21 protein-coding genes and 1 pseudogene are annotated in these 26111 nt (G+C 59.7%); 13 read left to right on the top strand and 9 right to left on the bottom strand.

Annotated features, from left to right (window positions below; all coding sequences use genetic code 11):
* Nucleotides 1-75: 75 nt before the first annotated feature.
* Nucleotides 76-1125: a diphthamide biosynthesis enzyme Dph2 gene (gene dph2, locus C484_RS18705; protein WP_006827453.1), complete on the top strand. Its 1050-nt coding sequence runs from the start codon at nucleotides 76-78 to the stop codon at nucleotides 1123-1125.
* Between the two features lie 129 nt (nucleotides 1126-1254).
* Here dph2 and C484_RS18700 read toward each other — a convergent pair whose 3' ends face one another.
* Nucleotides 1255-2118 (bottom strand): superoxide dismutase, encoded by an 864-nt coding sequence (locus C484_RS18700; protein WP_006827452.1) that lies wholly within the window; start codon nucleotides 2116-2118, stop codon nucleotides 1255-1257.
* A gap of 157 nt (nucleotides 2119-2275) precedes the next feature.
* Here C484_RS18700 and C484_RS18695 point away from each other — a divergent pair, with 157 nt between their 5' ends.
* From C484_RS18695 to C484_RS18670, 6 genes are all read left to right on the top strand, one after another.
* Nucleotides 2276-3115, top strand: coding sequence for an MBL fold metallo-hydrolase (locus C484_RS18695; protein WP_006827451.1), 840 nt, complete (start codon nucleotides 2276-2278; stop codon nucleotides 3113-3115).
* 130 nt (nucleotides 3116-3245) lie between these two features.
* The gene (locus C484_RS18690; RefSeq protein WP_006827450.1) at nucleotides 3246-5342 is read left to right on the top strand and encodes a hypothetical protein; all 2097 of its coding nucleotides are present in this window, start codon (nucleotides 3246-3248) and stop codon (nucleotides 5340-5342) included.
* 132 nt (nucleotides 5343-5474) lie between these two features.
* The gene (locus tag C484_RS18685; protein WP_006827449.1) at nucleotides 5475-6410 is read left to right on the top strand and encodes a hypothetical protein; all 936 of its coding nucleotides are present in this window, start codon (nucleotides 5475-5477) and stop codon (nucleotides 6408-6410) included.
* A gap of 437 nt (nucleotides 6411-6847) precedes the next feature.
* The gene (locus C484_RS18680) at nucleotides 6848-8008 is read left to right on the top strand and encodes a poly-gamma-glutamate biosynthesis protein PgsC/CapC (RefSeq protein ID WP_006827448.1); all 1161 of its coding nucleotides are present in this window, start codon (nucleotides 6848-6850) and stop codon (nucleotides 8006-8008) included.
* Nucleotides 8009-8094: 86 nt separating this feature from the next.
* Complete coding sequence (locus C484_RS18675; protein ID WP_239641019.1) at nucleotides 8095-9306, top strand: Mur ligase family protein; 1212 nt, start codon at nucleotides 8095-8097, stop codon at nucleotides 9304-9306.
* A gap of 532 nt (nucleotides 9307-9838) precedes the next feature.
* On the top strand, nucleotides 9839-10516 hold the full coding sequence (locus C484_RS18670; RefSeq protein ID WP_006827446.1) for a helix-turn-helix domain-containing protein: 678 nt from the start codon (nucleotides 9839-9841) through the stop codon (nucleotides 10514-10516).
* Here the strand turns inward: C484_RS18670 and C484_RS18665 are convergent, their stop codons facing one another.
* Nucleotides 10517-11488, bottom strand: a complete 972-nt coding sequence (locus C484_RS18665; protein ID WP_083867386.1) for an oxidoreductase — start codon at nucleotides 11486-11488, stop codon at nucleotides 10517-10519.
* A 155-nt stretch (nucleotides 11489-11643) separates the two neighbouring features.
* On the opposite strand from C484_RS18665, the gene C484_RS18660 reads away from it, so the two are divergent.
* The 3 genes and pseudogenes from C484_RS18660 to C484_RS18650 form a co-directional block, all read left to right on the top strand.
* Nucleotides 11644-12321 carry a helix-turn-helix domain-containing protein gene (locus tag C484_RS18660; RefSeq protein WP_006827444.1) on the top strand — a complete coding sequence of 226 codons (678 nt, stop codon included), beginning with the start codon at nucleotides 11644-11646 and terminating at the stop codon, nucleotides 12319-12321.
* 282 nt (nucleotides 12322-12603) lie between these two features.
* Complete coding sequence (locus tag C484_RS18655) at nucleotides 12604-13422, top strand: aldo/keto reductase (RefSeq protein WP_239641018.1); 819 nt, start codon at nucleotides 12604-12606, stop codon at nucleotides 13420-13422.
* Nucleotides 13423-13469: 47 nt separating this feature from the next.
* Nucleotides 13470-14877: pseudogene (locus C484_RS18650) on the top strand (transposase); the annotation flags it as partial.
* A 364-nt stretch (nucleotides 14878-15241) separates the two neighbouring features.
* Here the strand turns inward: C484_RS18650 and C484_RS18645 are convergent.
* The 7 genes from C484_RS18645 to C484_RS18610 all read right to left on the bottom strand — a co-directional run bounded on the left by C484_RS18645 (nucleotide 15242) and on the right by C484_RS18610 (nucleotide 22833).
* Nucleotides 15242-16279 (bottom strand): tyrosine-type recombinase/integrase, encoded by a 1038-nt coding sequence (locus tag C484_RS18645; protein ID WP_006827442.1) that lies wholly within the window; start codon nucleotides 16277-16279, stop codon nucleotides 15242-15244.
* Nucleotides 16269-16667, bottom strand: coding sequence for a DUF5805 domain-containing protein (locus tag C484_RS18640; RefSeq protein WP_049915712.1), 399 nt, complete (start codon nucleotides 16665-16667; stop codon nucleotides 16269-16271). Before C484_RS18640 ends, C484_RS18645 begins: the two co-directional genes overlap by 11 nt.
* A gap of 1558 nt (nucleotides 16668-18225) precedes the next feature.
* Nucleotides 18226-18459 (bottom strand): hypothetical protein, encoded by a 234-nt coding sequence (locus tag C484_RS18630; protein WP_006663708.1) that lies wholly within the window; start codon nucleotides 18457-18459, stop codon nucleotides 18226-18228.
* 318 nt (nucleotides 18460-18777) lie between these two features.
* Nucleotides 18778-20226 (bottom strand): class II fumarate hydratase, encoded by a 1449-nt coding sequence (locus C484_RS18625; RefSeq protein ID WP_006827439.1) that lies wholly within the window; start codon nucleotides 20224-20226, stop codon nucleotides 18778-18780.
* Between the two features lie 20 nt (nucleotides 20227-20246).
* On the bottom strand, nucleotides 20247-21953 hold the full coding sequence (locus C484_RS18620; protein WP_006827438.1) for a PH domain-containing protein: 1707 nt from the start codon (nucleotides 21951-21953) through the stop codon (nucleotides 20247-20249).
* Between the two features lie 10 nt (nucleotides 21954-21963).
* Complete coding sequence (locus tag C484_RS18615; RefSeq protein WP_006827437.1) at nucleotides 21964-22425, bottom strand: PH domain-containing protein; 462 nt, start codon at nucleotides 22423-22425, stop codon at nucleotides 21964-21966.
* 162 nt (nucleotides 22426-22587) lie between these two features.
* Nucleotides 22588-22833 (bottom strand): BolA family protein, encoded by a 246-nt coding sequence (locus C484_RS18610; protein ID WP_006827436.1) that lies wholly within the window; start codon nucleotides 22831-22833, stop codon nucleotides 22588-22590.
* A 116-nt stretch (nucleotides 22834-22949) separates the two neighbouring features.
* Here C484_RS18610 and C484_RS18605 point away from each other — a divergent pair, with 116 nt between their 5' ends.
* The 3 genes from C484_RS18605 to C484_RS18595 all read left to right on the top strand — a co-directional run bounded on the left by C484_RS18605 (nucleotide 22950) and on the right by C484_RS18595 (nucleotide 26071).
* Nucleotides 22950-23462: a DUF7523 family protein gene (locus tag C484_RS18605; RefSeq protein ID WP_006827435.1), complete on the top strand. Its 513-nt coding sequence runs from the start codon at nucleotides 22950-22952 to the stop codon at nucleotides 23460-23462.
* A 241-nt stretch (nucleotides 23463-23703) separates the two neighbouring features.
* Nucleotides 23704-25272, top strand: a complete 1569-nt coding sequence (gene cysS / locus C484_RS18600; RefSeq protein WP_006827434.1) for a cysteine--tRNA ligase — start codon at nucleotides 23704-23706, stop codon at nucleotides 25270-25272.
* A gap of 97 nt (nucleotides 25273-25369) precedes the next feature.
* Nucleotides 25370-26071 carry a DUF6517 family protein gene (locus C484_RS18595; protein ID WP_006827433.1) on the top strand — a complete coding sequence of 234 codons (702 nt, stop codon included), beginning with the start codon at nucleotides 25370-25372 and terminating at the stop codon, nucleotides 26069-26071.
* Nucleotides 26072-26111 lie beyond the last annotated feature (40 nt).

Below are 26111 nucleotides of genomic sequence, written 5' to 3'. Positions count from 1 at the left end.
CAGTGGCCAGCAGCTACTCTCACCCCAACACCCAGAAGCGCCGCCGTTATACGTTCGTGGCCGTTAGGACGGTCAATGAGTCAGGAGTCGGAGTACACCGAGGGGGATCTTCGGAACACCGGAATGCAACTCAAGCACGACCGCGAGTGGGACTACGAACTCGAGCGAATCATCGACGCCATCGAGGAACGAGACGCCGAAAAAGTCGGGCTCCAGTTCCCGGAGGGTCTCAAACGCCGCGGTCCCTCCGTCGCCGACGACCTGCGTGAACTCGCGGACGACGACGTGACGTTCATGCTCTCGGGCCAGCCGTGTTACGGTGCCTGTGACCTGGACACCTACCTGATGAAACGAACCGACGTGTTTGCCCACTTCGGCCACTCGCCGATGAAGAACACGGACAAGGTCATCTACGTGCCGCTGTTCTCGAACGTCGAAGTCCTCCCGATCATGGAGCAAGCCCTGGAGACCCTCGACGATCCGGGCGACACCGAAGACGTCGGCCTCGTGACGACGGCCCAGCACATGAACCGCTACGAGGAGATGACCGCGTTCCTCGAAGAACACGGCTACGAGGTCCACAGCCGCCGCGGAGACGAGCGACTCACCCACGAGGGCCAGGTGCTCGGCTGCAACTACGCGAGCGCGGACGTGCCTGCGGATCAAGTCCTCTACGTCGGCGGCGGCAAGTTCCACCCCCTCGGGCTGGCGATGGAACACCCCGACAAACACGTCGTCATCGCCGACCCTGTCAACAACGTCGTCACCCCCGCGGATACGGAGAAGTTCATGAAACAGCGCTACGCGTCCGTCCACAAGGCCATGGACGCCCAGAAGTGGGGCGTCATCTTCTGCACCAAAATCGGCCAGGGTCGCTGGGATCAGGCGCAGGCAATCATCGACGACAACGACGACGCCTACCTCATCACGATGGACGAAGTCACCCCCGACCGACTCCGCAACTTCGACATGGACGCCTTCGTCAACACCGGCTGCCCGCGGATCACGACCGACGACGGTCCGCAGTTCCACAAACCGATGCTCACCCCCGGCGAGTACGAGATCGCCGTCGGCAACAAACCGCTCGATGAACTCTCCTTCGATACGTTCCACGGCACTTGGTGAACTCGGTCAGTGACCGGGTACCGGAAAGCGGTCGATACTCGGAAGGATCGACTGCCGACCAGCGATTACCGACCGCCGACCGACGAGCGATACTATCGAGTTCAGTCGACACGAGCCGGAGTCTCGAGTTCAGTTCGAGTGGTCGGCGTCTTTGGCGGTGGTGTCGGTGTCCGTATCCGTATCAGTCGTAGTGTCGGAGCCAGCGGTCGTACTACCGGTATCACCAGTCTCCTGGTTCAGCCCGCATCGCAGTTCGGTGAGGATCTCGTATCGCTGCCCGACGGCGGTCCAGTCGACGACGTTCCACCACGCATCCACGTAAGCCTCGCGGTCGTTCTCGTACTGTAGATAGTAGGCGTGTTCCCAGACATCGAGCGGCAAGAGCGGGGTCGCGCCCTGATGGGCGAGTTCGTTTTGGTCCTCGACCTGGCCGATCACCAGGGCGTCCGCGAGCGGTTCGTAGAACAACATTGCCCAGCCGCCGCCTTCGACCGCGGTCGCAGTCGCGGTGAACTCGGCCCGAAACGCCTCGAACGAGCCGAATTGGTTCTCGATCGCCGTCGCAAGGGCACCGTCTGGCGTTCCGCCGCCGTTGGGACTCATGCTCGCCCAGAAGACGGTGTGGTTGACGTGGCCGGAAAGGTTGAACGAGAGGTCTCGCTTCGTCGCTCGAATAGTCTCGAAATCCCCGTTCGATCGCATTTCCTCGAGTTCTTCGACCGCCGCGTTGGCGCTGTCGACGTACGACTGGTGGTGTTTGCCGTGGTGGAGTTCCATGATGCGCGCGTCGATGTGCGGTTCGAGGGCGTCGTACGCGTAGGGTAATTCGGGAAGTCGATAGTCGGGACGACGGGATGCGCCGGGGGCGCAGTCGTCAGAGTCGGCCGTCGTTCCTGACGCCGCCGAACTGAACAGTGCGAGGCCGCCGACGCCGCCGATTGTCTGCAGGATGCTCCGTCGCTGTGGCTCCGAACCGAGTAGCTGATCCGACATCACCGACAGACACCAAGAGTGATTTCCGTTAGCGTTGTCCCGGCGAGCGAAAGCAGCGGCTCCGTAGCGCGAGGCTACGGACGCGATGTCACACCGACGATCAGTCTACGGAGACAATAACACTTACCCAGCCAGTCCGCACAGCAGTCAGATACCCATGGTTCACAGCGACTGGGACGACTGGCTCGTACGCGACGTCGAAGACGCCTCGCCGGACGGCGTCTCGATCTGGTACCTCGGCTGTAACGGCTTCATCGTGAAGGGCCGCGAGGGAACGACGATCTTCATCGATCCCTACGTCGGACTCGGCGACCCGCCGCGGACGGTGCGGATGATCCCCGTTCCGTTCTCCCCCGCGGACGTGACCGAGGCCGACGCCGTCCTCGCGACGCACGAGCACACGGACCACGTTCACGGGCCGAGCCAGGCACCGATCCTCGAAAATACGGGCGCGACCTTCTACGCGCCCGACGACAGCCTTGCGGTCGCGCGCGAAGACGAACACTGGACCGACGAGTGGGACGTACGCGACGACCAGCTCTCCGAAGTGGCGGAGGGTGACACCATCGAAATCGGCGAGTTCACGCTGCACGTCGAGCCGGCCCACGACCCGGACGCGAGCCACCCCGTGAGCTACGTCCTCGAACACGACGCCGGAACCGTCTTCCACGGCGGCGACACGAAACCGGGCGAGGCGTTCGACCGCATCGGCGAGGCGTACGACATCGACCTCGGCGTGCTCGCGTTCGGTACCGTCGGACAGATCCCGGACAAGGAGACCCGCGAACCCAAGCGAACGCGCTGGTACAACGACGAGAACCAGCTCGTCGAAACGGCCGCCGCGCTCGAACTCGACCGCGTGATACCGACTCACTGGGGCATGTGGAAAGGACTGACCGCGGACCCGAAAGTGCTCCACCACCACGCGAAGAGCTTCGACTACCCGCGGGAACTCGAGATTATCGAGATCGGCGACCGGGTCGACCTCCCCGCGTAAATCGTCGGCCCGCTCGCAGTGTCTCGATTTGACACCACGACATCGAAGCCGCCGATGGCAAACGCTAGCCGGTGATTGCAGCTGGTACCGTCCGTATCATTTATAGTAATGGTCTAGTAACATTGGTCCCATGAGTAGCACCGCCGACACGGACGACGTGATCGAGGTCAGTGCCGACGGATTGACCGTCCAAAAGACGTTCGCGGCGGACGAGTTTCCCGTACCTGCCCTCCGGTTCGAGATCGAATCGGAGCACGACGAGCAGGTCGCGTTCCGACTCTCCGAAGACATCCCCGAATCGTTCCCGATGGACAAGGTCGGGTTCCATCCCGACTACTACAGCGAGGACTGGACCGCCTTCCAGGATAACCGCGTCGAGTTCACCCACACACTCGAGTCGGGCGACGAACTCGTGACGGTGTACGGCATTCGAATCGACGACGAGGAGACGGTCCCCGAATTCCTCACCGAACCGGAAATCGTCGAGGTCAGTTCTGAGGCCGACGCCAGCACCGGCGGTGACGAGGTCGATGACGCCATCATCGACAGCATCGTCTCCGACGAGCGCACGCAGGCGGTCAAAGACATGATCGCCGGTGAGTCCGGCTCCGTACCGGGGCTCGACGAAGAGTCGATGGACGCCGATCCTGGTCCCGACGAAGCGACCGACGGTGCCGACGAGCCGACTGCAGACACAGCTACCGAGATGGACGACGACACAGCCGAGACGCCTTCCGATGGCGACCTCGATTTTGAACTCGAAGACGAGACCGAATCGCTCGATCTGACGCCCGACGACGAGGCCGACCCGCTCGAAGAGTCCGGCGATCTGGACCTGGACCTGGACCTCGGCGATATCGACACGGAACCCGACTCGGAGTCGTCCGGTGACGAATCCGGCGAGACGCCGGACATCGACCTCGGCTTCGAGGACGACGACCTCACCGATCTCGACGAGGACGAAACGATATCGAGCGCACTCAGCGACGAGTCGACGGCCGACGCAGATGCGGACGCGGATGCGGACGAATCCGACGCCGAAACGCTCGAACTCGAACCGGACGATGACGGTCCGGGACTCGAACTCGATCTGGATAGCGAGACGGACGACAGCGGCGACCCGGCTAACACCGCACCCGAGGAAGACGATACCGATACCACCGACGAACTCGAGGTCGCGGACGACGCGGCTGCGGCGACCGACGCGGACGAAGACGGCGACGACGAGACACCGGTAACAGGTGAGTCGGCTGAGAAAGCGGAACCCGAGACCGCCGAGAGTGACGCTGACGCCCCACCGACGGGGATGGAAACGGAGACGGACGCTGCTGCCGCTTCAACCGATTCGTCCGACACCGACGCGGTGCCTGAATCTGACGCGGCTCCGGGCGCGGGAACAGAGACAGACGCAGACACTTCCCGCCCGCTCGGCGCGCAACTCGCAGCCGAAATCCGCAACGACGATCTCGACGAGGACGACCTCGCAGTCCTCCGAACCGAGCTTGAACTCGACAGCACAGACGCGGACGACGAAGCCGCCGAACCCGATACGACCACACCGACGAGCGCCGATCTCGCCCGAATCGACCACCTCCAGTCCCGAGTCGAGGAAGTCGCCGCCTACACGGACGCCCTCGAAACGTTCCTCGGCGAGAACGGCACCGACGAGCAGATCATCGACGAGTTCAGAAGTGAACTCGCCGCCTTCGAGGACGATCTTGCGTCGATGGACGACCGCCTCTCGGGAACCCACTCGCAGGTCGCGAGCCTCGAAACCGAGGTCGAAACGCTGACCGAGTGGACCACCGACATCGAGGACGACCTCGCGACCACCGCGGACACCGTCGACGAACTCGACTCTCGGGCCGATCACATCGAAACCGATGTGGACGATGTCGCGACCGATCTCGATACTGTCGATTCCGATGTCGAGCAACTGGAAGCCGACCTCGACGGCGTCGACGACGACGTTTCCAGCGTCGATTCGCGCGTCGACGATCTCGACGAAACTGTCGACAGCCTCGAGAGCGACCTGTCCGCGTCCATCGACGATCTCTCGACGGAGATCGACGCCGTCAAATCCGACGTGTCGACCGTCGAATCAGATGTCGAAACGGTCGAAGATGGCCTCGAAACCGTCGAAGACGAACTCGACGACGTCCGTGGGGAGGTCACCGACATTCAGGAGTGGCGCGACCAGCTCGGATCGATGTTCTCGGATTCGTAAGTTTCCACTGCTGTATTATCTCGGCAACCGCTCGGGCGACAGGATACAGCAGTGAACGTCCTGCGAAACGGACCCACACAACTACCGCACGAAACGCAACTCGTTTATCTCTCGCCAGGTGAGCACTCATCGATGGGCGAGACGATCCCGATCGCTGTTCCTCGAAAAGGACGACCGCTCGAGTCAGTCCTCGACCGCCTGGCAAGCCGACTCGATATCGCCGACCTCGCAGACGAGATTTCGTCGACGCTTCGCCACGAAAAGGCCCTGACCAAGGGAACGCTCGATGCTGCGGAGGGAAACGTCTACCATCGTCTCGCCGACTACAGCGCTGTCGACGACCCGACCGAACCGGAGTACACCCTCGTTCGGGACACCCGTGCCGGAAAGCCCCGTCGGATCGTCTTCGACAGCGTGACGATCCCGCTCGACGACACCACCGGTCTCGACGTGCCCACCGACGATACCGCAATTCAACTCGTCGGACGCGAGGAACCGTTTCGCTCGCTTCGCACCCACGAGTTCGCACTGGGGTTCGACAGCGCCGACCTCGTGCTGGAGGAAGTCGTCGAACTCCGACCCGAGCCGCTCGACCGAATCGCCGACGTAAACGCCCGGATCGATCCCGTAGATACTGACGTACAGGTGGTCACCGGACTCGGGGATACCGTCTATCACACGCTGATGGGCAGTCCCGAAGCAGTTCCGTCTGCGACATCGCTCGACCGGGACTTTCTCGCCGAGTACGACGGCCCGCTCTGTATCGAACCGCGGTACGAGCGACTCGTCCGGGCCGTCCTCGGGACGAGCGCGCTCGAAGATGTCGAGTTCAGGTATCCGGCCGACGGTCGCGAGGAGGAGGCGGCGATCGCCGACACCGGAGTCGGCGTCTACCTGACGGTAACGGGTTCGACCGCCCGCGAGCACGGGCTGCTTCTCGGCGAACAGTTGTTCCCGAGTGAAACCGTCCTGCTAGAGAGCACTCCCGAAGTAACTACCGCAGTCCGGGACGTTCGAGCGTTATTGAACGGCGGCGATCTCGATACTGAACTCGGCGTCGAACGGTAACCGTTGGGAGCAGGGACATCCGTGTGCCCGACAGTGTGGAATCACTGAGAAATCGGTGATGAAGTGGCTTGGATATAAACCACCATACATGTCTCATATTTGTTTCCTGATATGTTATTTATGACATGCCTCTGGAGAACGATATACTCGTTGGGGTGAGTTTAACTACAGATATCTAAGAATATAGCACTACCTGTTGTTTCTTCCCAGGAAGTATGCCAATGGATATCACTATTGCTCATAGCCAATAGTATCAACAGAGTAATTATTTTGAAAATACAAAATTAAAGAACATGGTATAAAGTATTAAGATGATGTCATCGCAACTTTCCACTTGCGTGTATGACAAAATCTACGGCAATTCGTACCGGGTACGAACTTCGGTACAGCCACACTGGAGAGCAGAGATCTGCGAAAACCGGAACGGAGCGTAGTACATGATCGTTGCAGCAGCAATTACGATTCTCGGAATTGCGATCGGTATCGGCGTCACACAGTACCGAGGGCTCCGAATGGGCGGCGTGATCGTCGTCCCGCTTCTTGCCGTGTACTCGCTGTATTCGTTCGAAGCACTGCCGCTTTTCCTCATCACGGCGACTACCGCGTACTATCTGGTCGGTCTTATTCGACGGCATACGCTCATTTACGGCCGCCAACTACTGCTCGTGAGTCTCGCCGCCGGCGCACTCGGTCCGGTAACTCTCACGCTCGTTTTCGACCGCTGGGCGTTATTCGGCTCCACGGTCGAACTCGCGTTCACCGGGACCATTTTACCCGGTATCGCCGCGTATAACTATCACAAACTCGACCGCGAGGATCGCCGTACCGATATCCTCGTGAGCGCCGGACTCTTCGTCGGGTTGGTCGCCACCGCGATTCCGCTCGTTTCACCGACGCTCGCCACGCACCTCCGCCCGAGCCTCACATCCATCCTCTTTACACCGGCCTCCGACATCGCACAGTATCGGAACGCGGTCGCCGGTCCGGTTCCCACGACGACGACGATCGCTCGGGTCTGGATGCTCTGCTTGTTCCTCGGCGGGCTCGTCCTCTCCGAGCTGGCACACGCCCGGTGGGGTGTCCGACTCGGCGGACTGATCGCGATTCCGCTTCTCGTCACCCTCTCGATCGCGAACGCGTGGACGCTCGGCGTGTTCCTCGCCGGTGTGGTCGTCGTCTACGCTGCCATCACCGCAATCAACGCGGTCTCCCTGATCTACGGGCGCGTCTTGCTGAGCCTCAGTGTTGTTACGACGATGCTGTACGGCGTTCTCGTCGCGGCCGTCGTCCCCGTCACCGTCGGCTTCGCGCTTTACTTTACGGTCCTGCTCGCGGGAATCAGCGCGTACAACATCCACCGCGTCGCACCCGCTGAACGCCTCGAATCGGCCGCTCTCGGGGCAGCGCTTTACGCCCTGCTCCTCTCCGGGACGAGAACGTTCGTCGAGCCGCGGGAAACCGGCATCCTAACCACGGTATCTGCCATCGAATTCGCCGTCCTGCTCGGTGCCGTTCTGCTCGGGATCTACTGTGCACATCGCCTCGAAACGCGTCGACAACCGATCGCCAACTATCACACCAGACAGGTGCTCGCATGAGCGACAAACAGGAAAACGCAAGCTCTCCACTCGGTATAACTCGCACAACGGACATCGTACACACGATCGAAAACGCAGTACGCGATGTGAAACACGCGTGTCTTCGCGGGATACGCCATAGCCGTCGACTCGACGGTATCGATACGCAGATCGTGATCTCGGGAACTCGCGGCAAATCGAGTCTCACCCGATGGGTCTACGACATCCTCTATAACAGGGAGTACGACGTGCTCGCGAAGGTAACCGGAAACCATCCGGTCTCGATCCATTCGGGAGAGACCCACCCGATTTCTCGCGGTCACCGCGTCACGCTCTACGAGAACGAACAGGAGATCCGTTCGCACACGCCAGCCGACGCACTGGTCGTCGAAAACCAGGCGATCACCTCGTATACCACCCGAATGGTAAACGATCGATTCGTCGATCCCGACGTCGTCGTGCTGAGCAACGTTCGCGAGGACCATCTGTCGACCCTCGGCAGCGACCGGTACAAGGTCGCTCGCGGGTTGGTCCGCGCAATCCCGGAAGGAACCCACGTCATCAATGCCGAACAGGACCCACACATACGGGAGTTTCTCGAGACCGAAATCGCCCGCCGAAACGCGACCGTGAGCCACGTTACAGTCCCCGAACAATACGAACACATTCCCGGCATCGAGTCGATCTACGCGCTCAACGAAATCCTGCGGGCTATCGACGAAGTCCCGCTGACGGACGACGAACTCGCAGTGCATCGCAACCAAATGGACGTCGAATGGCGACAGCTCGCCGACGGACGCGTCTACAACGCAGCGGAAGTCAACGACGTCCAGAGTACGGAGATGATACGCCAAGCACTCTTCGCAAAAGACCCGGCAATAGACCGCATCGAGCCGTTCCTTTACCTCCGCGGCGACAGACGGGGGCGATCAGTTTCGTTCCTGCACTACCTCAATGACCTGTACGATCGGGACGAACCGGTCTTCGATCGCGTCCACGTCGCCGGCGGAACGACGAGTGCGTTCGCTCGGAAGGCGGCGTTCCCCGTCACGGTTCACGAGACGGAGACGCCAGCCGACGACGTGCTCCAATCGCTGTTGGAGAACGAACGCCCCGTCTACATCATGGGCAACACCGTCGCGACGTTCATGCGTGACCTCGAAGACGCCATCGAGGAGCGCGAACTCCCCGCCGAGACATGGCACAGTGCAGATCAGAGCGACGAACCCCGACAGACCCCCACAGATGAGGCGGCTTCGTCCAACGCATCCACCAAACCACCCAAACAGACGAAGACCGTAGAGGTTCCTGACAACTAACCGTCGATAACCGAGACTCTTGAGGCCGAGGCGACTGCACTCGTTCCTTCCAAACCGCCTCGGATTCTGTATCGAACCTTACCGCGCATTCGTCCGGAAAGGAATTGTAGAGTAACCACGGAAGTCACATCCACACACGCACACACAGATGCCAGCCACCGGCATTCCCGTCACAGTTCACGAGACGGAGATACCGGCCGGCGACGCACTTCAACTGCCGTTCGATCCCCCCATTGTCCGCTACACTGTCGGCGGAGCCATCGACACCAACTGGATGAAGAGTTCAAGCCAATGGCTCCTTTGTCACTGCAAGCATCTGAAGTCAGGCAGGTAGATTTCTCATGCACGGCTGGGATAGAAAGCAACACCGGAGTCTAAATTACGCCGGGAGCTGTGCATGACGAATCAACCTAGCCGACCTCTGCTGTATCTAGTATTCAAAACAGTGTATTCTCGAAACAACTCCTGTGAGAATCCCGATGTGAGTACCTTCACCGATGTAAATTAAGCATCCCGGCTCCAATTATCCGCTATGGCAATCATCGCAGAAATTCTCCTCGCGGACCGAACGCTCCCGTTAGTTGGTCTGGCGAGTTCAATGCCAAGTAACAACGTGCCGATCTCCAATATAATCCCGCTCGAAGATGGACGACTTCTCGTTGAAGTGACTGTAGCCGACAACTGGCGAAAGGCGTTCGAGCAGAGTGTCGATACCCAACCTGAAATCGTTGACGCGATAGAAATCGGACGGACAGCAGAAGGATGGTTCTATCGATTGACCATCGACGACGAATCTGGACTCGTTGCCTCTCACGATCACGAGATGTTTAGAGGCGTATTGATGAACGCGACGGTTACCGACGAAGGGCTGCGCCATCAGAAGGTGTTCTCCGACTACGATGCGCTTGACACGTACCGAGACCTCTGCGCGGCCCATGACATCTCGTTCGACTTACTGAATATCGCAGCGGATCCCGAAAACCCTGGAGAACCAGATCAGTTTGGACTCACAGAGAAACAGTATCAGGCGATTTCAATCGCGTTCACCCAGGGGTATTACGATTCGCCACGTACTCTGTCAACGCAGGATCTCGCTAACGAACTTGGGATCTCTGGTCCATCTGCGTCTGATCTCCTCCGCCGAGCCGAGAAGCAACTCATCAGTCAGACCCTCGGTCCGATGTTGGCAGTAAATCCGCGTGCCCAGTAGCTATGCGAGCTGTGGTTCTTCAAGCTCAAACGTGACTCCGGTCAACCCTTCAGAGATATCCCAAAGGCGGCGTGCAGTAGCGTGGTCGTACGATGTTGCATTCGAGACGACGTGGGTCGGTTTCCCTCGCACTTCCAAGAACCCGTCCGGGCCAATGTAGTGACCGCCGTCAACATTTACCGCTGTCGCTGCATAGAGCGCTGGAAGCGCGCCGGTAGCGGCGGATTGTGTGAGGAAGGTGTTTACAAATTTCGAGTATATTTTTTGAATAGTAGATGTCTCCATCTCGGAGTCGCCGTCTGGGAGTTCGGTCGCCGACAAGCCAGGATGAGCGGCGACAGCAATCGTATCGGTCCCAATTGCGCGAAGTCGACGGTCCAGTTCGTAAGTGAACAGCAGATTTGCGAGTTTGCTCTGCGCATACGCCTCGAATCGGCCGTAGGACTGTCTTCCGTTGAGATCGTCGAAATCGATTTCGCCAGTCCCATTTCTGTGAGCTACACTGCTCTGCATGACGATACGCGTCTCGCCGTCCGTCTCTATGAGGTGATCAACGAGGAGTCCAGTGAGCGCAAAGTGTCCGAGATGGTTAACGCCGAACTGTAGTTCGAATCCATTTTCTGTTGTCGAATACGGCGTCATCATCACACCAGCGTTGTTGAGAAGTACATCAAGTCGGTCGAACTCGGAATCGAAATCAGTAGCGAACTGCCGAATAGATGCCTGGCTTCCAAGATTAAGTTCGAGTACCGTCAACGATGCGCCGGTGGTCATTGACTCAATTTCTCGCCGTGCACGGTTTGCCCGCTCAAGACTCCGGCATGCCATGACGACGTGCGCACCCCTCTGCGTGAATGCCTTGGTCGCTTCGAATCCTAGCCCACTGTTCGCGCCAGTCACGATGACTGTGCGGCCAGATTGGTCGGGCATATCCGTTGCAGTCCAGTCATCCGATTGTGTCGACGTTTCCATCCTCTGATTAAAGTGGGTCTACGGTCCTGAGTGCTGTGCTAATATAGAAGGACATTTAAATACATTTTCGTGGAGGCACAACAGGATATGAATGAATATGAGTACCGGCTGTACCGATCTAGAGGATTAAGTCTGAGTAGCGTCTCCTACATCCTATGACAGTGACTGCGGAACTCCTCGTCAGTTCACCCTCACTTCCGTTCGTTAGTTTCGCAGAATCGTTACCATCCAATCAACTCGAGTGTGAACACGGCCTGTGTCATGGTGGGGACTCTCGGGTGTTCGTCGTCCATCTCGACCCAGCTGATGGTGTTACCGAAGATGGTCTCATTGCTCTCGATGAAGTAGTAGGGACAACCCCCCTTGGACGCGAGGGCGGCAGGGACGTCTATCAGCTCGACGTCAAACTGGAGGATATTGTTTCGGAAGCGTTCGTTCCCGGACGGTTCGCTAAGGCTCAAATAGAACCGACGACTATCATTCCGGAGGGATGGTACGAAAAGAAGATCTTTCGGGATTATGAGTCGTTCAATAATATGCGGGATCATTGCGATGAGAATGGCATCCGGGCCGATCTTATCTCGATCACGCAGGATTCTCGGTCCCCAGATGAACACTCACAGTACGGGCTAACTGACCGGCAATACGAAGCACTGGCACTCGCTATCTCTCACGGATACTACGATAATCCCCGACAGACCACGGCCGGCGAGTTGGCTGAGGAGATGGGTATTTCTCAACCCTCGATGTCGAATCTTCTTCGCCGAGGGGAGCGCCAGTTGATCACGTCAACGATCGGGACACAGCCATCGCTGACGAACCCTTCGACGTGACAGTATCTTCCCGACCTACTGAATCCGAAATCTGCTAGAATCAATGTCTATCTGACTATCACTGTTTCCCCGCAAGTATTGTCATATCGATATGTACTTCCGTGCTTGAACCACTTACTGGGTCTCTACTGAGATGGTGCTATCCGGTACGCTCTATGGAGGAGTGTTCGGGCTAGGCGAAGGGACTTAAATGGGGTTTTATAATAGCATTGAATCCAAATGGCGTGCGGTCTACACTCTAATGTGGAAATGGAAACCGTCAAGCTAAACAACGGTGTAGAAATGCCGATCCTCGGATTCGGTACGTATCAGATCGAGGATCTCGAAGTATGTGAACGAAGCGTCTCCGAAGCTCTCCGTACCGGGTATCGTCTCATCGATACTGCGGCCGGGTACGAGAACGAAGAGGCTGTCGGCAGAGCGATCGAGACGAGCGATGTGGCGAGAGAGGACGTGTTCGTCACCACAAAGCTCTGGATACAGGATGCTGGCTACGAAAGCACGAAGCGGGCGTTTGAACGGTCACTCGATCGACTGGGACTGGACTATCTGGATTTGTATCTGATCCATCAGCCCTTCGGTGACGTTCATGGGTCATGGCGAGCAATGGAGGACCTGTACCACGAAGACGAGATTCGGGCTATCGGTGTTAGCAACTTCCACCCGGATCGCTTGATCGACCTGATCGTCCAGAACGAGGTCGTCCCTGCAGTCAATCAGATCGAGACACACCCCTTCTACCAGCGGATCGAAGACGCTGAGTTCCTGAGCAGGCATGAGATTCAGCACGAGTCCTGGGGGCCGTTCGCTGAAGGACGGAACAACCTCTTCGAGAACGACGTGCTGGTTTCGATCGGCGAGCAGTATAGCAAATCGGCTGCACAGGTCGTTCTTCGATGGCTGATACAGCGAGGAATTGTTGCAATCCCCAAGTCAGTCCATGAGGAGCGGATCGTCGAGAACTTCGATATCTTCGATTTCGAGCTGAGTACCGAAGATATGAACACGATCTCAGAGCTAAATGAATCTGAATCTCTGTTCCCTGACCACCGTGACCCAGAATTCGTCAAACAACTGAGCGAAGTGGAGGCCGATACCTGAGCGCTCACGAGCGCTAACTCCTCTTCAGTTCCACCAGTCCTCAGCCGCTTTCCGATCGGATCGACACTGACGCAGTGGCTGAATCAGATGCTGACAGCCGTCCCGAACACCAGTTCATCGCCGAGAAGACCGACGAGGTCTGGCAGCAGGCCAAACCGTTTGTGACCGACGCCTTCGCGCTCGATCGGGGACAGAACTGGGAGATCCACGAGAACGCCTTCTGGGAGCAACATGCCTATATGGGGATGCGCGAGGACATGTACGCCCGCAGCGGTCCGGCCTCGTTCTCCCTCGATACGACGCGCGAGCGTATCCCAACTGGATCGACCCACCGCTACCAGATCGGGAAACTCTCCGTCACGGAGATCCGAGAGATGCTCCGGAACACCACTCGGATGCTCATTGCACGGGCTCGCCAGAACGGCGAACTCGACGGGTCAGTCTTTGCGGCCATCGACGTGACCAAGGGCTTTCCGTTCACTGGCGATCCAGAAGACCACGAGGACGATATCCTCGGCTACAAGGACGGTAGCGACTACTACCAGTGGGCGGTGCTCAAAATCGTCGAGATGGATGTCCCACTCGTACTCGATGCGATCCCGCGTGTGCGCGGTCAGTCGAAGGACGAGATCGTCGAGAAGCTGCTGTCGCAGACGACCGGGATGGTCGACATCGACCTCGTGATGATGGACCGTGAGTTCGATAGCGAACCGGTGAAGGACACCTGCCAGGAGTACGACGTTCACTACCTGAATCCCACACGCATCTTCGCCACTAGCGACGAAGCAGACCATCGAGTGGATGTACCGCAACGGCAAACGCTTCCACGTCACAGAGGAGAAAGCCGACGATGGGACACCCACGCGCAAGCAGGTCTACCTCCCGAAGCAATCGAACTCCGACGACGAGCACGAAGACGACGATCTCTCAGCAGTCTGGACGGAGATGTGCGGCGAGTGGGAGTTAGAGGACGTAGAAGGCGAATCGAGCGAGGGGATGTCGTTCTCGCGGCTGCTCGCGGACATCCAGCGCGAAGAGGACGTCGAAGAGCGTAAGCAGAAAGCACAGGACGGAGAGGTTGACACCGGCGAAACCGTGGTGTTCGAGACGAACCACCCCTACGTGACCGCCGGTGACGCCGACGATCAGCAGATGGATGCGAGAGCGTTCGTCCACATGATCGAGCGATTAATTCGGTGGTATCGCCACCGTTGGGGTATCGAGAACGGATTCAAGAAGCAGAAACACTTCATGGTGCGAACCACCTCAACGGAACGCGACTATCGGTTCTTCAACTTCGCGTTCGCGTGCGTCCTCTATAACGTCTGGCGGCTGGTGGACCTCCTCGTGAAGATTGCCATCGACGGCGAGAACCACACGTACGCACCGCGAGTGGATGCGAACCAGTTCCTGACCGTAGCGAAGCAATGGTACGGTCTCGATCCGCCTGACTGAGGCTTGGCCGTCCCCTGTGACCGCCCGGCCGTGAGCAACAGCTCTATTGGACGCTTATTTGTTTCACACATTGAGACACTGATTCTGAGATTGCGCCCGATTCCGCCCGCGGCTCATTTGCTACGTCAAGAAACCGGCTGCAACGAATATCCATTCCGTGCATTCAGCACCGACCTAGCCGACATCAGGCAAGCATAGGCCGACCACCGACAAATACCCGCAGTAGCAGATTCCATTCGCATTCAAGCCACCGCTGCGGGTCGAAATCCCCGAGTTCTATATATCTGAATATGATTTATACGGCCGAGAACAGACAGCGATATCATGTGGATCGCTGAACTCGTACCGACACATCGGACAGAAACTAGACCGTTACCCGGTAAATATGGTCGAGATAGGTCTCTCGAACACGATCTCCCCAGTTGTGGGTGTACGTGTCGATCACGTCGCCGGCAACGTCACCGCGGAGATACTGAACGATGCCGCGATCCCCCGTCCGGTCACGTAAGTGGGTCGTGAAAAAGTGCCGGAAGTAATGCGGCGTGACGTTTTCGGTCGTTCCGCCGCCAGTTCGGTACCACCCCTGTTCGCGAGCGTGTTTCTCGACGATATAGCGCACATCGGACGGCGTCAAGCGCTCACCCCACGTCTCACCGGTATCGAGAAACAGTGCCCTCGCCGGTGAAACCGGGTCGGGGCGGATAGCCAACCACTCGCGCAAGACGGCCTGTAACTCCGTGTCTACCGGAATAACGGTCTCTCGCTTTCGCTTGTTCGAGGCCGTCCGCTCTTCGCCGTTCACCACGGTCCCGCGTGCCGGCTCCGCAGACACGTATACCGACGACGGCCGCTGGTCGAGTTCAACTCGAGGCGTCCACTCGAGTTCGAGCGAGGTGAACTCGCCGTGTAAATCTCGTAAATCGAGGTTACAGAGTTCGCCGACGCGCATTCCCGTCTTTAGCAGCATGACAACGACAGCCCGCTCGAGTGGATGCACGATTGAGGTGACGAACGCCTGCATGTCGCTGATGGAGAGGTCGCGTCTGGTCGGGTTCGTATCGATAGATTCGGACAGTTCCTCCATGACGAGTGCCATTGGATTCTCGTCAAACGCACCGATACGGGTCATATAGTCGTAAAAGCGGTTGAGATAGGACGCATACGTCGCGATGGTACTCGATTCGAACTGGCCGCGAAGGGAGTGGATCCAGGCCATACAGGCCCGCCGGTCTGCCTCCCCAACGGTCTCGATCGCCTCGAACTCCTGTTCGACGAAGCACTCGAATTCACGAAGGACGCGCTCGTAGGCCTCGAGCGTCCGTTCGCTCTTCCCGTGATAGCGCTGATCGTCGAGGAAGTACGCGATCGGAGCATCCACGTCCTGGGTTCCCTCAGTTGCCATCACTATCACCATCACCGGTCGTCGTGTAGCCGCCGTGGCGGCCACTGTATCGAATCCGGTTGTCCGCCTGCAGTTGCTCAAGCGTCTCGTCGAGTCGTGACTCGATGTCGTCGCTGACTGCCTCGAGGAGTTCGTCCCACGAATACGTATCAGCTGACAGTAATTCGAGGACCCGTGTTTCGAGGCCGTTACCCCCAGGGTTTGACCCCGGAGATTCGGGTTCCGCTGTTACGGGCTCGAGGCCCTTTCGACCGGCCTGGACCATCGTCCGAACGAACTCGCTCTGACTCATATCGAGTTCGTCGGCGTGAGATTGCCATTCGTCTTTCTGATATGCTGGGACGTATGTCTTAACAGCTTTTCTAGATGAATCGGCCGAATCGCTCATACGATGGTTATCACACGCCGTGATATTCAATATTCCCATTATTCGAGCTAACTAAGCTTATCTCATCTATTGTCACTACTAGTAACGCAATTATAGTGATTCAAATTGGGATTAGAATCTATAACAGGACATAAATCAAGATACAGAGCGTTCCGTAGCAGTACTATGAGTTCGGATATTGATGCTGCTTGAGAGCGAAGAGAACGGCCCGTGTTGGCAAACGGAGAAACGACGAACCCGATGGCGGAGTCAGAATCTCTCGGTTGAATGTACTCGTGATTCTCGATCGAGAATCACGCCGAACGACAGCGAACAGATCGATACACACTGTTTGGACGTATGGAATTGAGAGTCGATCCATCCGAGTGGAAAGCAAGGGAGGCGAATATGAATCAAGCGGAGACGACTGGCTCTGTTATAGTTTGTTGGGACAACACTATTGAGAGGGAGTATGGGGTGAATTTGGATAGAGCGTTTCGTAGCGACCGTCATCGGTTCTTTTTGCGGTGCTGCCGGTGCGAGTAGTGTCCCAGACCGGTTCGGCTTGCGACGCTCTCGAACCGAGAACAAGGTCAAGACACGGCAGCGTGTGGCCAACGGACGACCAGTGATTCAGCGGTGAGGAAAAGCGGAAGACGGACCTGTGAGACGTATGTGAGCGGATGGGGCACCGAACGAATAGAAAAGCGAAGATCGAACGAGGCGGCCGATTAGAGTGTCCACAGTTCGTTTGTACGGCGGTGAACCGTACAAGTCACGATGGTCCCTGGATGGCAGTGCGAGACACTCATCCGCGAGTTCAGTCTGGGTTCGAATTCCTCGCGATCGACAGCCATAGTCGGTTGGGGAGGTGATCCCGCGAGGAGAGACAGAGCGGCAACGGACGGTGCCGTCTTCGAACTGATCAGTGCGGCAAGCAGTAGCTCCTCGGAATACTGTTACAGCAATGGCGAGAACGGACAGTCCGAATTCGATGCGGAGACCGGACACAGACCGTTGCGGACCGTTGCCGAAGGCGGGAGATCGTCCTCGGTCGACAGCCGGATTGAAGACCGATACCTCGCGAGGAGTTCAGGTGGCGAAACCACACCGACAGTACAGGTGTCGTCAAATTCGAGCGTCGACTACAACGAGGGCAACTGATGCACCGTTCGAGCCAGCGTTACTGGCCTCGAGAACAGCTCCGAACGCGACGGGGGACTGCAGGTGAACTCGGAAACCGAGACGGATATTTCGGTATCCATTGGTGTGCTGTCTTCCGACCCGCAGATTCGAGGGTGAATACCGGATCGGCGAGGAGGTGTTGGATCAGTCGGCGACGGTAAGCGACGGTCGCAATCGGGCGCTAGTACGTAGTGATACAGCGCTTCTTATTGGTTGTTTTATATTTATGGTGTGTGGTTTCGGTCTAATAAATCTAATATCGCTATATCAATACGGTGCCCACCATAACCGCGTGCGAAGAAGTGTAGAGAACTGAAACAGGGAAGAGTCAATGGGGTAGCACTCGAGGACTACAGGAAGAGAACGGAGTAGCCTGTGACGGACGAGGCCGAGTTCAGTGTGTCGCAGCGCGTACGTCTTCGACGCGGTAGAGATCCTGCTGGAGGCCGTCGCCGTCGCAGTTCTCGTTCGGGCACTCGTAGTGCCATCCGTCCTGTGTGGCGTCGGCTTCTCGAAAACGGTCGCCACAGACCTGACAGAATAGTTGTCCATCCTGACAGGTGTCGCGGTGAAGTTCGAGTGCGAGTTCAGTCTGGAACGACTGGTTGCAGTTACGACAGGTGTGCATAGTATGTCTGACGCGAGCATCCCCCAAAACTGCTTGGGTATTTTTATTCCGCAGAAATCATCGGTGATACGGCTCCATTAGGCTGATTCGTGATCGAGCGTTCGGAAAGGAATACTGGTCAGGTGCTGATACTACGCAGAAACGAGTACATCGATTGTTGGTACGTGCAAGCACAGAGAGTGGGGCACACGAGAGGAGGAAGAACGCAACAATTCGCATCAGGGGCCAGAAAGGAGAGTAGCTTCCAGAGGGAGGTGTTGGAGAGGAGGTAGTAGAGAAGCGCAGTCGAGAGCAAAGACAGTCAGACGGAGTCTCAGATCAGTCGTCCTGGCCGAGGATGCCGCGTTCGGTCATTTTCGCGGGATCGAGCACTTCGTCAGCCTCGTCCTTGTCAAGATAGCCCTTTTCGAGGACGACTTCTCGGACGGTCTTGCCTTCCTTGAGGGCGGTCTTTGCGACCTCGCTGGCCTTGTCGTAGCCGATGTGGACGTTCAGCGAGGTGGCCATCGCCATCGACTGTTCGACGCGGTCCGCGCAGTACTCCTCGTTCGCCTCGAGCGGATCGACAAACCGGGTGGCGAAGACCTGGCTCGCGTTCGAGATGAGTTCGGCGGATTCGAGGAAATTGTGCGCCAGGACGGGCTTGTAGAGGTTGAGATCGATCTGGCCCTCCGCAGCGCCGGCGGAGACGGCGGCGTCGTTGCCGACGACCTGTTTGTGGACCTGGTTGACAGCCTCGGCGACGACGGGGTTGATCTTGCCGGGCATGATCGAGGAGCCGGGCTGGTTCTCGGGCTGTTCGATCTCGCCGAGACCGTTGCGCGGCCCGGAGGCGAGCAGGCGTAGGTCGTTGGCGATCTTGTTCAGCGAACCCGCAACCACTCGGAGTGCGCTGTGAGCCTCGCTCATCGCGTCGTGGGCCGCCTGGGCCTCGAAGTGGTTGTCGGCCTCGCGGAACTGGACGCCGGTCTCCTTGGTGATGTACTCAGCCGCTCGGCCAGGGAATTCTTCGTGGGTGTTGAGGCCGGTTCCCGTTGCGGTGCCGCCGAGTGCGAGTTCAGCGAGGTGCTCGCGAGCCTTGTCGACGCGGGAGAGTCCCTTTTCGACCTGCGTCCGATAGCCGGAGAACTCCTGGCCGAGCGTGACGGGAGTTGCGTCCTGTAGGTGCGTGCGGCCGGTTTTGACGACGTCGTCGAACTCGTCTTCCTTCTCTTCGAGCGCCTCGCGGAGCGTGTCGAGCGCGGGGATGACGTCCTTCTCGACGGCTTCGAGGGAGGCGACGTGCATCGCGGTCGGGATCACGTCGTTTGAGGACTGGCCGTAGTTGACGTGGTCGTTCGGGTGCACGACGCGGTCGCCGATCTCCGCGCCCATGAGTTCGGCGGCGCGGTTGGCGATAACTTCGTTGGCGTTCATGTTCGACGAGGTCCCGGAGCCGGTCTGGAAGATGTCGACCGGGAACTGGTCGTCGTGTTCGCCGGCGATGACCTCGTCTGCGGCCTCGATGATCGCCTGCGCGACGTCGTCTTCAATCAGGCCGAGGTCGCGGTTTGCCTGTGCGGCGGCCTTCTTGACGACGCCGAGTCCGCGGACGAAGCGGCGACTGAACGAGATGCCCGAGATCGGAAAGTTCTCGATCGCCCGCTGGGTCTGTGCGCCCCAGTAGGCGTCTGTCGGAACCTCCATCTCGCCGAGGCTGTCCTCCTCGATGCGGAACTCGCCGTTGTCTCCGGGTTCGTCGCCGTCGGTACCGTCTGTAGATCCCATACGCGGGGCCACTCGGTCAGTCAGGTAAAATCCACCGAAACACCCGGATCGTCCGCGGCCGCACGCTCCCGGAGCGCCGTTTGCAATCGCTCGCGACTGGTTTGATGGGTCTCTCGCGCATCCGCAAGTTCGATATCGTAGATCCGGGGCGCGGATCGAGTCATCGTCCGCGAACTCGCGGTGTCGATGACGAGCGAGGCCAGGCCGAGTCGACGCTGGAAGACCGACCGGCGCGTCGAGACCGTCTGGATGCGGTAGTAGGGGATCACGGTCGTCTGTCGTTTCCAGAAGCCGCGGCGAATCACGATGTGATCGTCGCCGACGTAGTAGCCGAGGTGGACATAGCGCAGGTGCGCCGCCGGCGGGACTGCGAGGAAGACGACGGCGGCGAGGTACCAGCGATCGAAGATCGTCACCTGCGTAATTCCGAACGCGACCAGAACGATCAGGCCGGCAAGCAGCGAGTAGCGGGCGAGATAGCGCCGCCGGGCGAGCGGTGGCGGTCGCTGGAACGTCGGCGTCTCGACACCGGTCAGGTTCTCCGTGAACGTGTGGACGCGTTCCCGTCTGGCGAGCGGGACGGCCGACTGACTGCCGCCGTTACTGTCCGGGCCGTACCCTGCAGTCTCGACCCACAGCCCGGCGTAGCCGATCAGCCGTTGGAGCGGATTGTCCGTAATCGTCACCGACTGGACCTTCTCCGACGGAATGGAGCCGCTATAGCGCTGCAGCAGGCCGCGCTCGTAGACGAAGTCCTCGCCGACCCGGCCGAGCTGGAAGTCGTAGTACGTTCCGAACGTGTAGGCGACGCTCAACAGGTACGTGACGCCGATCGCGTTCAGTAACGATACCAGTGTCAAGACGCCGTAACTCCCCACCGTCCCGCTGCCGAGATCCGCCGGCCCGCCGACCGGTTCGGCCACGGTCAACAGGTAGTCGAAAATCGAGTCCGTCGCGAGGAAGAAGACGAACATCACCCCTGCAACCGCCGCGGCCCGGACCGACGTAAACGAGTACAACAACAGTTCGCGCGACTGCAGGGCGAACAGCGGGTGCCGTCGCTGCTCACTGAACTCGTTCGTACCCGTGTCACTCGGTTCACCCGGTTCGCTCGGTTCGGGCCCCGCAGACGGCGAGGATGACTCGGCGTCGGGCGTTCGAACTGGCGTCGAAGGCGACTCGCCAGACGGGCCAGTATCGGCGAGTTCACTCGCGTCGGTCGTCGCTTCCGATTCCGCTGTCTGCTCGTCCCGAGACCGCTGCCGATCTCGGCTGTCCGCAGTCCGACGGCGTATCTCCCGCTGGAGCCGCGTCGCCTCGGCCTCCCCGACGAAGTTTAGCGTCGCTTCGCTGTCGCCGCCGCCGGCGGTTTCGATCGAGACGACGGCGAGACCGAGCACTCGCTGAATAACGCCCTGTTTGATGTCGACGTTCTGGATGCGCCTGTAGGGAATTTCGCGGGACCGACGGGCGACGACACCGGAAGAGACATCGACGGTGTCCGGCGTCACGGCGTATCCGAATCGGTAGTAATAGGCAACACCGTAGGCGACCCCTGCGAGAAAGCCGATCGGTGCGACGAAGGGGATCCACCCGGCGCGAATCGGGTCGAACACGCCCGCCAGAACGAGCAGCAACGTCACCGGAATCCAGAGCCAGACGAACCCGTGCTGCAGGGCGTACGTCACCGCACTGAGCGGATGCAGTCGGTTCAGTGAGTCACTCATACTATCGAGTTCAGACGGCGTCGTCGGCCTCGCTCTCGACGGCGAGGTCGCGAAGCGTATCTTGTAGTTCGCGCGCTCGATCAGGTGTGAGACCGGGAATGCGAACGTCGGCGTTTCGCGTGCCGGCGGTGTAGACGACGACGCTCGAGAGGCCGAGGATGCGTTCGATCGGCCCGAACTGGGTGTCGACGTGCTGGACGCGAACGAAGGGGACGGCGGTTTCGACGAAGGTCACGACACCGCGTTCGAGGTAGAGCGCGTCGGGTTGGAGGTCGAACTGCCAGACCTGGTAGCGCCGAACGGCGTAGGCGCTCCCGAGGACGATGCCCGCGACGACGACCCCGGCCTGCGCGGCGACCGGCACGCTGGTGAGCAGCGAATCGACGGCGGCGAGGGCGATTCCGAGGACGACTGCACCGATCGTCACCTCGGCGATCCAGAGCAGTCTGATCCGGGTGTGAAGCGATTCCATACGACTATCCTATCAGGAGCGAAGGAGAAACCTGCGGTTCCGGATTCGAGAGTCGGAGATCCGTCCGGCGCTGCATGGTGACTACCGACAACTCTCGATTCTCGACGGTTTCGGCGGCTTCGGCTGAACTCGTCAGTACCACCGGCTTCCGATTCCCGTCAGTCACTCCTCGTACTCGTCGGGCGTGTACGTCGAGAGTTCAAGTGCGTGAATATCGGTCGTCATGTGATCGTCGAGGGCGTCGTAGACCTGCTGGTGTTGCTGGACCAGCGACTGGCCCTCGAACGCGGGGGAGACAACGGTCGCTGTCAGGTGATCGTCGTCGTGTTCGCCGCGGGCGCGCGAAACCGTTGCCTCGGCGTCTGCGAGTTCCGATTCGATGATGGCTGCGACATCCGCTGGGTCCATACAGAGAACTTGGACGCTCGGGGCAAAAGCGCCCCGGTCGCCGGCGTCGGCGAACGCTCGGCAGCCGAGCGACAGTCGGCGTCTTTATACGCGCCGGGTTCGAGCACCCGGACAGAATGTCACTGGCAGCCGAAACGCGCCGTGTAGTCGAGGCTCACCCGTTTCTCGTCACCGCCCTTCGAGCGGGTGTCCTTAACTACACCGCCGCCGCGCGATTCCTCGATGTCGAGGGCGACATCGACGCGATTGCGACGGCACTGCGTCGGTACGCCGACGAACTGCCGGCGTACGACCCCGAATCGATCGATATCAGTGTGAGAATGGAAAGCGGCATCGGAATCGTCGACGGCGACGATCCCGCCAGTGAACTCGTCACCGTCGGCGGCACGCCGTTCGGGTCGAACGGCGGCGATCTGACGGCGATTTACGCGACGGGTGCGGTCGACGCGACGGCACTGGCGGCGACGCTCAAGAGACTCGCACTTGCCGAAATCAACCCGGTGGCGGCTGCTGTCGGAGACGAGACGCTGATCGTGATCGTCGACCGGCTCGACGGCGCAAACGCGGTCCGGACGGTCGAGGATGCACTCGAACGTGTTCCGAGTGGGGATAATGTCGGCGGTTCGTAGACGACGGGCCGATTGACAGAACCGAATCGCGCTGCGAAACGGTGCTATAGAACAACGATAGCCGGATCGGAGAGCAACCGTCCCTATTGGCGCAACTTACGCTATATAACCCGACTATAGTAGGCTATAGTAGTCCCATTAGAGGTATAACTCGGCTATAGTTGTCCCATTAGAGGTATAACTCGGCTATAGTTGTCCTATTGGAGAGCGTTTAACTACGGGCCACGGGTACACCACTCTAATGACCCTGCACGTGACGAACACGTTGACGGGTGAAACGGAGCCGTTCGAGCCACAGGACCCCGAGCACGTCTTGCTCTACTACTGTGGCCTAACGGTCTCCGACCCACCCCACCTGGGCCACGCTCGCTCGTGGGTCCACGTCGACGTCATGCACCGCTGGCTCGAGTTCATCGGCTACGACGTGCGCCACGTCGAGAACTTCACGGACGTAAACGAGAAGATCGTCGCCCGCGTCGGCGAGGACGACCTGGGCGAGGACGAGGCCGACGTGGCCGAGACGTACATCGGGCGGACGCTCGCGGACATGCGCTCGCTCAACCTCCTGCGTGCGGAGGTCTACCCGCGCGTTTCGGAGCACGTTCCCGAAATCATCGACCTCGTCGAGACGCTGGTCGAGAAGGACTACGCCTACGAATCAAACGGCTCGGTCTATTTCGACGTGACCGCCTTCGAGGACTACGGCACGCTTTCGAACCAGGACATAGACGAGATCGAGTCCCAGGGCGATCCCGACGAGCGCTCGGAGAAACGCCACCCCGCCGACTTCGCGCTCTGGAAGGCCGACGGCGTCGACGCGGACGCGGTCGCCGAACACCGCCACGAGGGCGTCGACCACGGCGGCGACCCGCCCGCGGGGCAAACCTGGGACTCCCCCTGGGGCGAGGGCCGCCCCGGCTGGCACATCGAGTGCTCCGCGATGAGCATGACCCACCTGGACGAGACGCTCGACATCCACGTCGGCGGCCGCGACCTCGTTTTTCCCCACCACGAAAACGAAATCGCCCAGTCCGAAGCCGCGACCGGCGAGCGCTTCGCCAACTACTGGCTCCACTGTGAACTCTTCCAGATGGACGACGAGAAGATGTCCTCGAGCCTGGGCAACTTCGTCACCGTCGACGAGGCGGTCGACCGGTGGGGGACGAACGTCCTGCGGACGTTCCTGACGGCGGGCTCGTACAACAGCACGCAGCTCTACTCGGACGAGACCATCGCCGAGGCCGAGGAACGCTGGGACCAACTCGAGCGCGCCCACGAGGCGGCCGCCGAGGCCGTCGACTCGCCGGACGCACGGACGAAAGTCGAAGACGAGCAGTTTCGCGCGGCCGTCGAGACGGCCCGCGACGAGTTCAGGATGGCGATGAACGACGACTTCAATACGCGCGAGGCGCAGTCGGCGCTGCTGTCTATCGCCTCGGCGGCGAATCGGCATCTCGAAGCGTACGAGCCGGCGGTCGGCGGCAGCGAGAGTGAGAGTGAGAGTGGGAGTGAGAAAGCGGACGACGGCAAGGGCTACGACTACCGCGGTCTCCGCCAGGCCGTCGACGCCCTCGAAGAACTGGGCAGCATCCTCGGACTCTCCTTCACCGGGGATACGACCGGCAACGCCGCCCTCGCCGGCGACGTCGTCGATCTCGTGCTCGACGTGCGCGAACGCGAGCGCGACAGCGGCAACTACGAGCGCGCCGACGACCTGCGCGACGAACTCGAGGCGCTCGGAATCGAAGTACAGGATACGGACGAGGGACCGACGTATCGGTTGCCGTCGGGCGAGGGCGAGAAGGAGTAACGCTGCGGGCAGATTCGACAGCGCAGTATGCGGTATCGGGCCGTCACCGGGTGATGGCAGGCGCGGCTATTTTGCCGGCGCTCGTCGTCGAGCGCGTATGGATCGCCGGGCGTTCGTCGCAGCCGCCGCAGTGAGCGGGCTGGGACTGTCAGCCGGCTGTCTCGGCGGCATGCTCGAAGACGTAACCTCGGTTTCTGCGACGCCGGCGATCGTCTCGTCGACAGCCCTCGAAACCGCCGACTACGAGTATCGAGGCACGCGAGAAGTGATCGAAACCGAGACGGTTGCCGGCCGGCCTATCGAGGCGACGAACTACGCAAGTGAGTATACGCGGACGATCGATGCGCTCGCCGGTCTCTTCGGCGACGAGACGCCAGCAGCCGGCGTCTTCGGCGTCGCGACGACGCCCCAGATCGGATTCCTCGATACGCAACTCAACCCCATCAGTGACATGTCCAATGCCGAACTCGTGGGCCGCGTTCAGAACAAGTACGACGAGTTCACGATCGACGATCGCGTCGTCGAGCGACGGACTGCCGAGCCGTTTGGTCAGCCAGTTACCGTCGAGACGTTTCCGGGGACGGCGACCCACGCCAGTATCGGCGAGGTCGATATTTTCGTCGACGTTACCCAGCTCACCAGCGAGGGCGACCATCTCGTCCTTGTCGGCATCGCGCCGGATATCCAGCGCCTGCAACGCGAGGACGAGGTCGGTCGGATCGATACGCTTATCGACGGGGTCGAGCACGGAGACGGCCTCGACCGGGAAGCCGGCGACGCTGAACTCGTCGAAGAGTAGGTGTGGGTGTTCGAGTTCTGGAGAACGGTCGCAAGCGATT

This window comes from Natrialba taiwanensis DSM 12281, assembly GCF_000337595.1.
Lineage (GTDB): Archaea > Halobacteriota > Halobacteria > Halobacteriales > Natrialbaceae > Natrialba > Natrialba taiwanensis.
Note: the sequence above shows the minus strand (reverse complement) of the source record. Positions and strands in the feature narration are given on the sequence as shown.

What these genes read in the sequence shown, in the direction of transcription:
- C484_RS18595 (WP_006827433.1), top strand. Translation starts at nt 25,370, where the DNA reads ATGGATCGCCGGGCGTTCGTCGCAGCCGCCGCAGTGAGCGGGCTGGGA.
- C484_RS18645 (WP_006827442.1), bottom strand. Translation starts at nt 16,279, where the DNA reads ATGGCAACTGAGGGAACCCAGGACGTGGATGCTCCGATCGCGTACTTC.
- C484_RS18625 (WP_006827439.1), bottom strand. Translation starts at nt 20,226, where the DNA reads ATGGGATCTACAGACGGTACCGACGGCGACGAACCCGGAGACAACGGC.
- C484_RS18620 (WP_006827438.1), bottom strand. Translation starts at nt 21,953, where the DNA reads ATGAGTGACTCACTGAACCGACTGCATCCGCTCAGTGCGGTGACGTAC.
- C484_RS18685 (WP_006827449.1), top strand. Translation starts at nt 5,475, where the DNA reads ATGGGCGAGACGATCCCGATCGCTGTTCCTCGAAAAGGACGACCGCTC.
- C484_RS18665 (WP_083867386.1), bottom strand. Translation starts at nt 11,488, where the DNA reads ATGGAAACGTCGACACAATCGGATGACTGGACTGCAACGGATATGCCC.
- C484_RS18630 (WP_006663708.1), bottom strand. Translation starts at nt 18,459, where the DNA reads ATGCACACCTGTCGTAACTGCAACCAGTCGTTCCAGACTGAACTCGCA.
- C484_RS18660 (WP_006827444.1), top strand. Translation starts at nt 11,644, where the DNA reads ATGACAGTGACTGCGGAACTCCTCGTCAGTTCACCCTCACTTCCGTTC.
- C484_RS18655 (WP_239641018.1), top strand. Translation starts at nt 12,604, where the DNA reads ATGCCGATCCTCGGATTCGGTACGTATCAGATCGAGGATCTCGAAGTA.
- C484_RS18695 (WP_006827451.1), top strand. Translation starts at nt 2,276, where the DNA reads ATGGTTCACAGCGACTGGGACGACTGGCTCGTACGCGACGTCGAAGAC.
- C484_RS18680 (WP_006827448.1), top strand. Translation starts at nt 6,848, where the DNA reads ATGATCGTTGCAGCAGCAATTACGATTCTCGGAATTGCGATCGGTATC.
- dph2 (WP_006827453.1), top strand. Translation starts at nt 76, where the DNA reads ATGAGTCAGGAGTCGGAGTACACCGAGGGGGATCTTCGGAACACCGGA.
- C484_RS18700 (WP_006827452.1), bottom strand. Translation starts at nt 2,118, where the DNA reads ATGTCGGATCAGCTACTCGGTTCGGAGCCACAGCGACGGAGCATCCTG.
- C484_RS18605 (WP_006827435.1), top strand. Translation starts at nt 22,950, where the DNA reads ATGTCACTGGCAGCCGAAACGCGCCGTGTAGTCGAGGCTCACCCGTTT.
- cysS (WP_006827434.1), top strand. Translation starts at nt 23,704, where the DNA reads ATGACCCTGCACGTGACGAACACGTTGACGGGTGAAACGGAGCCGTTC.
- C484_RS18615 (WP_006827437.1), bottom strand. Translation starts at nt 22,425, where the DNA reads ATGGAATCGCTTCACACCCGGATCAGACTGCTCTGGATCGCCGAGGTG.
- C484_RS18610 (WP_006827436.1), bottom strand. Translation starts at nt 22,833, where the DNA reads ATGGACCCAGCGGATGTCGCAGCCATCATCGAATCGGAACTCGCAGAC.
- C484_RS18670 (WP_006827446.1), top strand. Translation starts at nt 9,839, where the DNA reads ATGGCAATCATCGCAGAAATTCTCCTCGCGGACCGAACGCTCCCGTTA.
- C484_RS18640 (WP_049915712.1), bottom strand. Translation starts at nt 16,667, where the DNA reads ATGAGCGATTCGGCCGATTCATCTAGAAAAGCTGTTAAGACATACGTC.
- C484_RS18690 (WP_006827450.1), top strand. Translation starts at nt 3,246, where the DNA reads ATGAGTAGCACCGCCGACACGGACGACGTGATCGAGGTCAGTGCCGAC.